This is a genomic window from Marinococcus luteus, from assembly GCF_034497705.1.
Classification (GTDB): Bacteria; Bacillota; Bacilli; order Bacillales; family Marinococcaceae; genus Marinococcus; species Marinococcus luteus_A.
On record NZ_JAXRUV010000004.1, the window covers coordinates 254,518 to 260,517 of the forward strand.

Annotated in this window: 7 protein-coding genes; 3 read left to right on the forward strand and 4 right to left on the reverse strand. The window is 45.0% G+C overall.

Going from position 1 to position 6,000, the window contains the following annotated elements:
• Nucleotides 1-126: 126 nt before the first annotated feature.
• Entirely contained in the window at nucleotides 127-636 is a 510-nt protein-coding gene (locus tag Q9M42_RS09110) for a hypothetical protein (RefSeq protein ID WP_322526172.1), read from the reverse strand.
• Nucleotides 637-1,180: 544 nt separating this feature from the next.
• Between Q9M42_RS09110 and Q9M42_RS09115 the strand changes: the two genes are divergently transcribed.
• The 3 genes from Q9M42_RS09115 (at nucleotide 1,181) to Q9M42_RS09125 (ending at nucleotide 4,103) form a co-directional block, all read left to right on the forward strand.
• The gene (locus Q9M42_RS09115; protein ID WP_322526173.1) at nucleotides 1,181-1,657 is read left to right on the forward strand and encodes a universal stress protein; all 477 of its coding nucleotides are present in this window, start codon (nucleotides 1,181-1,183) and stop codon (nucleotides 1,655-1,657) included.
• Nucleotides 1,658-1,696: 39 nt separating this feature from the next.
• Nucleotides 1,697-3,154 carry a DUF2254 domain-containing protein gene (locus Q9M42_RS09120; RefSeq protein WP_322526174.1) on the forward strand — a complete coding sequence of 486 codons (1,458 nt, stop codon included), beginning with the start codon at nucleotides 1,697-1,699 and terminating at the stop codon, nucleotides 3,152-3,154.
• 232 nt (nucleotides 3,155-3,386) lie between these two features.
• Nucleotides 3,387-4,103, forward strand: coding sequence for a Na-translocating system protein MpsC family protein (locus Q9M42_RS09125; protein ID WP_322526175.1), 717 nt, complete (start codon nucleotides 3,387-3,389; stop codon nucleotides 4,101-4,103).
• Nucleotides 4,104-4,222: 119 nt separating this feature from the next.
• Here the strand turns inward: Q9M42_RS09125 and Q9M42_RS09130 are convergent, their stop codons facing one another.
• Genes Q9M42_RS09130 through Q9M42_RS09140 form a run of 3 tightly spaced genes read right to left on the reverse strand, consistent with a single transcriptional unit; the run spans nucleotide 4,223 to nucleotide 5,777 of the window.
• A complete protein-coding gene (locus tag Q9M42_RS09130) occupies nucleotides 4,223-4,345 on the reverse strand; it encodes a hypothetical protein (RefSeq protein ID WP_322526176.1) in 123 nt (40 codons plus the stop codon).
• 45 nt (nucleotides 4,346-4,390) lie between these two features.
• Nucleotides 4,391-4,642 carry a hypothetical protein gene (locus Q9M42_RS09135; protein ID WP_322526177.1) on the reverse strand — a complete coding sequence of 84 codons (252 nt, stop codon included), beginning with the start codon at nucleotides 4,640-4,642 and terminating at the stop codon, nucleotides 4,391-4,393.
• Between the two features lie 22 nt (nucleotides 4,643-4,664).
• Complete coding sequence (locus Q9M42_RS09140; protein WP_322526178.1) at nucleotides 4,665-5,777, reverse strand: PQQ-dependent sugar dehydrogenase; 1,113 nt, start codon at nucleotides 5,775-5,777, stop codon at nucleotides 4,665-4,667.
• Nucleotides 5,778-6,000: the final 223 nt, after the last annotated feature.

The window sequence follows — 6,000 nt, forward strand, 5'->3', positions numbered from 1 at the left end:
GTGATAATTTTCGAATTTAGATAAATACCATTGAAAAAATTTTCCCCGCGAATGGACCAATCGAAACCTGAATTAAACTCCTTTCCAATAAGCAAAAGAAGGATACCTGTCACGGCATCCTTCTTTTTATCTTTCATCTTCGGGAACACGGTTCACCTGTTCAAGTACTTTATCGCTTTCGGAAATGCTTCCATTATCAAAGTGGGTAGCGCCGAACAACGGGGCCTCGTCATAATCGTTAACGTATTCATCCAGGTCATGGTAAATGCGGTGCGTCCACCGGGCCGCCTCCTGGACGCTTTCTTTTTCAGGATTTTCTTCAATCACCTGCTGCCAGCGAACAGCATTATTGAAATCCTTACGCAGCTCCGGGTCATCGATTTTGGTTATTACTTCCTCAGTATCTTCAATTCGAGTGCTGATATCACCGAAGTCGTCCTCTGTCACATTATCAATGGCTCCGTAGCCGGTCTTTTCGTTCCAATACCTGTGAGACTGCTGTATATGGGTGCTTACTTCTGTATGTATACCGGAAACATCTTCTGTCGCTTCCTTCGGCTCTTTCAACACGATGCCGTCCTCTGTCGTATTCTTTCCCAGGCTGAACGGAGTAAAGAAGTGCAGCAGCGCGAGCACCCCTGGTATAATGAGAAGACTCGCTCCTGCAATGATTCCTGCTTTTTTCCACGATAATTTTATGATAAACTCCCCCAGCCATTATCTCTTTCTTGACAGTGTACCTGCTGGAGGCGTTTACCTGCAAGCAATACCACTATCTAAAAACATGTTTCAACCTTTTCACTTCCGGTTATATTAATATTATGATAAGATCTTATTTAGTTATTTCATTAAATAAATCAATACGGCAGCAATGCTTAGATATAAAGCTAAAGCATAAGCCACAAAAGAGGGTTTCCTCCTTTGTGGTTTTTTTATGAAACGTTCTTCTTCCCCCTGGAGGTTCTGATTTCTATAAAAGCAGAGCCTTTTTCTATCGTTACCGGCTCCCGCTTTGCTTTTTTTCTTTCCGAAATACCAAAAACAATATTGATTTACTAAATATCCGATGATGGCAGCAATGTTGGGATAATAAAGCCCTTTAACATAAGCCAGAAAAAGAAAAATTTCTTTTTCTGGCTTTTTTTATTGTCAAAATTCATCTGCAGAAAGGAACAATGCTATGAGTCGTTACAAACGGATACTGGTTGGTCTGGATGTCCTGGAAACTCCTTCCTACGATGCTTTTGAGGAAGCCTGCGCTATGGCTCTTGAACACGGGGCGTCTTTAATACTTGCTTTTGTTTTCGATGAGCAACGATATGCGAACCTTCAGCGCATCGACCCTAAAGGCGTCCGTCACTTAAAAGAAAGGGCCTCTTATCATCTTCAGGCTTACAAAGAAGAAGCTAAGCTTACAGGCGTTACGGGTGTGGAGACAGTGGTTGATGCCGGCGTTCCGGAAAAACGACTGGCCCGTCACCTCTGTATTACTTACAACGCCGATTTAATTCTCGTTGGAGAGACCGGAGGACCTGCTTTCGAGCGTCTCCTGCGCGGCAGGAGATCGCGGACCATAGCTTCAAGGGCAGCCTGTGAAGTTCGGGTTGTCCGAAACAGCCAGTTGGCCGCATTAAATGCCTACCCACGGACCGAATAACTTTAAATTTTACTACGACTGAAGAGAAAGGAGGCGACCATGCAGCGCTTCAAGCCTAAATTCATCAAAAAAATACAAAGCATGTCCAAAAATCAGCGGTGGTATGAACTCCGTTCAAGCTTGTGGCCGCTTCCAATAATCTACATTTTGCTTGCAGTGGTGGCAGCTTTTGCTGCCTACGGTATTGAGTTCGGTCTTCAGCCTGACCTGCCTATAGGGTCTTTTTTCACCGCCGATTACGTATTAACAGAAATGATTTACAGTACGCTCGCTTACGGGATATTAATGATCCATGCGTTTACATTTAATATGATTTTAATCGTTTTAACCAGTTTTTCCGGCCAGTTCACGCCACGTGTTTTGTTCAGCTTTATTGCGGACCGCCGGACGCTCCACGCCATTGGTATTTTTAATTTATCTTATTTCTATATTCTTATTGGCTTTTTTATGCTGAATTCTTCTATTAATGAATATATTATTTTTCCGGTACTCGGGGTTACTGCTGCTTCAGTATCTGCAATCAATTTTATTTTATTTATTAATCATGCCGCCAAATGGATGCAGGCATCGAACCTCACTAATAACCTTAATGAACGCTCGCAGAAAACTATTACTGCTACAAATGAACAGGATTTACAAGAGTACCGCCCCTTTCCGCAGAAGGAGTACCTCCTTCCCCAGGATTCGCCGGTTTATTCCATCGCCAGTTCTTCCGGAGGTTTTTTGCAGATCGTCGATTTTAAACGGCTGATCACCCAGGCGGAACAGGACGGCCTGGTCATTTATCTTGAACGAAGGGTCGGCGATTATCTGCTCGAAGGCGATACGTTGTTTTCCTATCAGCGGTATGATGAAAGGCCAAACACTCCTGTAAATGAAAAGACGTATTTGCAGTTTCTGTTTATCGGCCACAAAAAAACAGAAATGCAGGACATGAATTTCAGTGTACGGAAATTAACGGAAATTGCTTTAAAAGCCATTGGAAACAATGAGCCCTCCACCGCGGAGGACGCTATCTACCAACTAGCTGATTTAATCAGAGCCATTTCCGGCACTGCCGTTTACAGACCGTATCTCGTCGATGCCACGGACAAAGTACGGGTCGTGATGAAGGAAAGTACTTTCGCCTACTATGTGTATGCCGCCTTCTCTCCTATTGCAGAGGCTGCTAAAAAGGATATTAAAATTACTAATCGCGTGCTTGAGTCTCTTCATCTGTTAGCGGAGTCCCTCGGGGGCGAAGCAGCAGGCGTGTGCTGGCATTATGCCGAAAGCATTGCCTGGAATTTTGAAGGCAAAATGACGTTTGATCATGACCAGAACCAGTGCTTCAGCTATCTCCGGGCTATCTCCGAAACGGCCGGACAGCGCGGTGCCTTCAACACCCTTATGGAAGAGCTCGAAAAAGACGGGCACTTGGAAAAAAAGACAGCTCCAGCTTCCCCATCTTTATACAAACACGAACAAAAACGTGAAAAAGCCTTCAGCGACGCTTAAAGGTGTTTTCCTGCACGACTCCCGGGTATAAAAATAAAAAGTTGTGTTGTCCAATCATTCCAGTGCCGGGTTTTTTGTATATTACTACGGGGAGGTGAGGCTCTTGATTCCTCCTGGTGGCAGCTCTGCCACCACCTGTACGGTAAAAATGTCCAGCGCTGCTAAACCGCAGCTGTACTTAATCAACTGTAGCAGTTAATAAATTCAAGACAATAAAACAAGAGGTGAAAATATGGCCGAACATTCTGCGCCTGCACAAATAGAAGAACAACAAAAACAAATCGGAAGCTACCTCGGCAGAGTGCTTCGCGATCATTTCGGCAAAGGGCCGGAATCCGTCTATGTGAGCGTCGACCCCTGCTGTATTGTCATGCATATACGAAAATTTTTATCCCCTATTGAAAAAGTGATGCTCGATCAAAGAGATAAAAGTGCCGTGGAAGAATTAAGAGAAACCATGATGGCGAAAATGCTGCCTGAAATCGAGCATTACATTTCTAGCCTTATGGATATTGAAGACTGGGAGTTTTATTTTGACTGGAATATTGAAAACAAATCAGGAGTCATTACCGGCTTCCATCCTGATAAACTGAAAGAAAGGCAGGAAAAGAACCGTACGCGGGGACAAGAAAATATTAAACAGGCAATACAGCGCGTTAGCGAAGAAGCGGGGAAAAGCCCGGATGAGATCACTGTCCACCCAGTAAACGAACGGACCATGCTCGCCGTACGCACAGGCGGTCTTATTTTAATTGAAAAAGAACTAATCAGAACGGGTCATTTGGATATTTTAAAATCAACGAAGCGCCTTCTCGAAAAAGAAGTGCTTTATAAAGAAAAATTTGATTCCATCTTTGGCACGACGGTCCGCGATATTTTCGTAGACTGGGATTTCGACCGCGACCGGAGTCTTATCGTCTTCATTACGGATCCTACGGAACAAATATAAAGCTGCTTAGCATAGATTTTTACGGGAAAAAGGCTGAATCAGAAAAACCCCTACTTCAGCCTTTTTTATACCCTATCAGCATTGAGAGCTTTAAGTAATTTTTTAAGTCATCCTAATCCTTATTTAATACTTTGCGTCCAGGAAGCTTCGTTACCTGCAAAAGAATCAGCAAAATCCTGGGAGGCTGGCTGCTCCAGTTTTCTCTGTGTCATTACTCGGTAAAATGCATGGATAAAACTCATAGCTTCATGCCTCCTTTGAATTCATAATTAAAGCCTACATTTACTTTAATGAAAACTTTCACTCCTTACCACAACCAGGTAAGAATATCTCACAAATTTTCTGAAAATTTCGTAAGCATATATTTTTTCTTTTACTGAAACAATCGCTGGAATAGCCCGGGGAGCGGCGAAACGAATCTTTCTTAAACCGCTGTATTGAACTACAGGCTTTTGTAGATCAATTAAAATTTCTGCTCCATTCGAAAAAGCTATGCTTTCTTTACCAAAAAATTGCTGTTCGGCCGTACAGTCTGCCAAACAGCGGAAACATTTTAAATTACTATTCTTCGGGAGTAAGCCTCAAAAGACGGTCGTCGTTTTCTGCCGGTGTGCCTCTTCCGTCTGTGTTATTTGTAAGAACATAAACATTTCCGTCTTCGGTTTTAACGTCTCGGAGCCTGCCTTCTCCGTCAAATACAGCATTCATCTCTTCTGTTTCTTCGTCATAGGCATACAGGCTCTCTCCACGGAGTCCTGCTGTCAGAAGGGTGTCCCTGAAAAAAGCGGTGCCGGAAGGTGCCCATGTAGTACTTCCCGATTGAATCGTCGGCGTTTTCAGTCCTTCTGCTGATTCACTGCCGGTAATTTCCGGCCAGCCATAATTATTGCCAGGCTCGATAACATTGATTTCATCCTGAGCATTCGGTCCGTGCTCTGAGCTGTACAGATGGCCATCGCTGTTCCATGCGAGACCCTGCGGATTCCGGTGCCCGTAGCTGTATACATAAGAATTCTCAAACGGATTATCCTCCGGCACCTCTCCTTCGACCGTCATGCGAAGAATGCTGCCAGCGAGACTGTCTTTATCCTGCGCAAGCGAAGGCTCATCCGAATCGCCGGCAGTAGCATATAAATAACCATCCGGCCCAAGTTCAAGCCGGCCTCCATTATGAATCCGGTTTCCCGGAATGTGATCAAGCAGCACCTCCGTTTCGTTCCATTGACTGGTTTCGCGTTCCACAGCAACCACTCTGTTCGCGAGCGCTCCATCATCCTGGCGGTATGTGTAGTACGCATAGCCTTCCTGGGAATCAGTAAAATCCTCGGCCAGTACAAAGCCAAGCAGACCGCCCTCCCCTTCGTTTGCTACTTCATCACTCGTATTAAGCAAAAGGCGTTCTGTTTCTTCGCCGTTCACCTCTATCACCTCGCCACCGCGATTGGTCATATAGTACGTGTCTTCATGAATGTTCAACGACCACGGCACCTCTAGATTTTCCGCCACCACTTCTACGTCCCAGTCTTCTGTCTGAGCTTCTGAAACCGACCCCGCCGGCTCCTCAGCATTTTCTTCCGACTGTTCGTCATTTTCCCCTGAACTGCAGCCGGCAAGAAGCGCTGCTCCGAAGATCAGCAGGCTGAGTGTAGTTTTTCTGCCCGGATAAATTATCATTATGCATCCCCCTTTCATGAAAACAGGATAAGCCCCCTGGTCATTACGTACTCTTATCATAATACTATCATAAAAAAATGCCCCGGCTGCACAAAGGCAGCCAGGGCGGATAATCATAGTTTACCGGACCGGAGTTCTTACACTTTAACCGTGTTTTTCAGTTCTTCCACGTACTGCTGCGCCGTCTGGGCCGCGAGCGAGCCGTCGCCGGTCGCCGTCACGA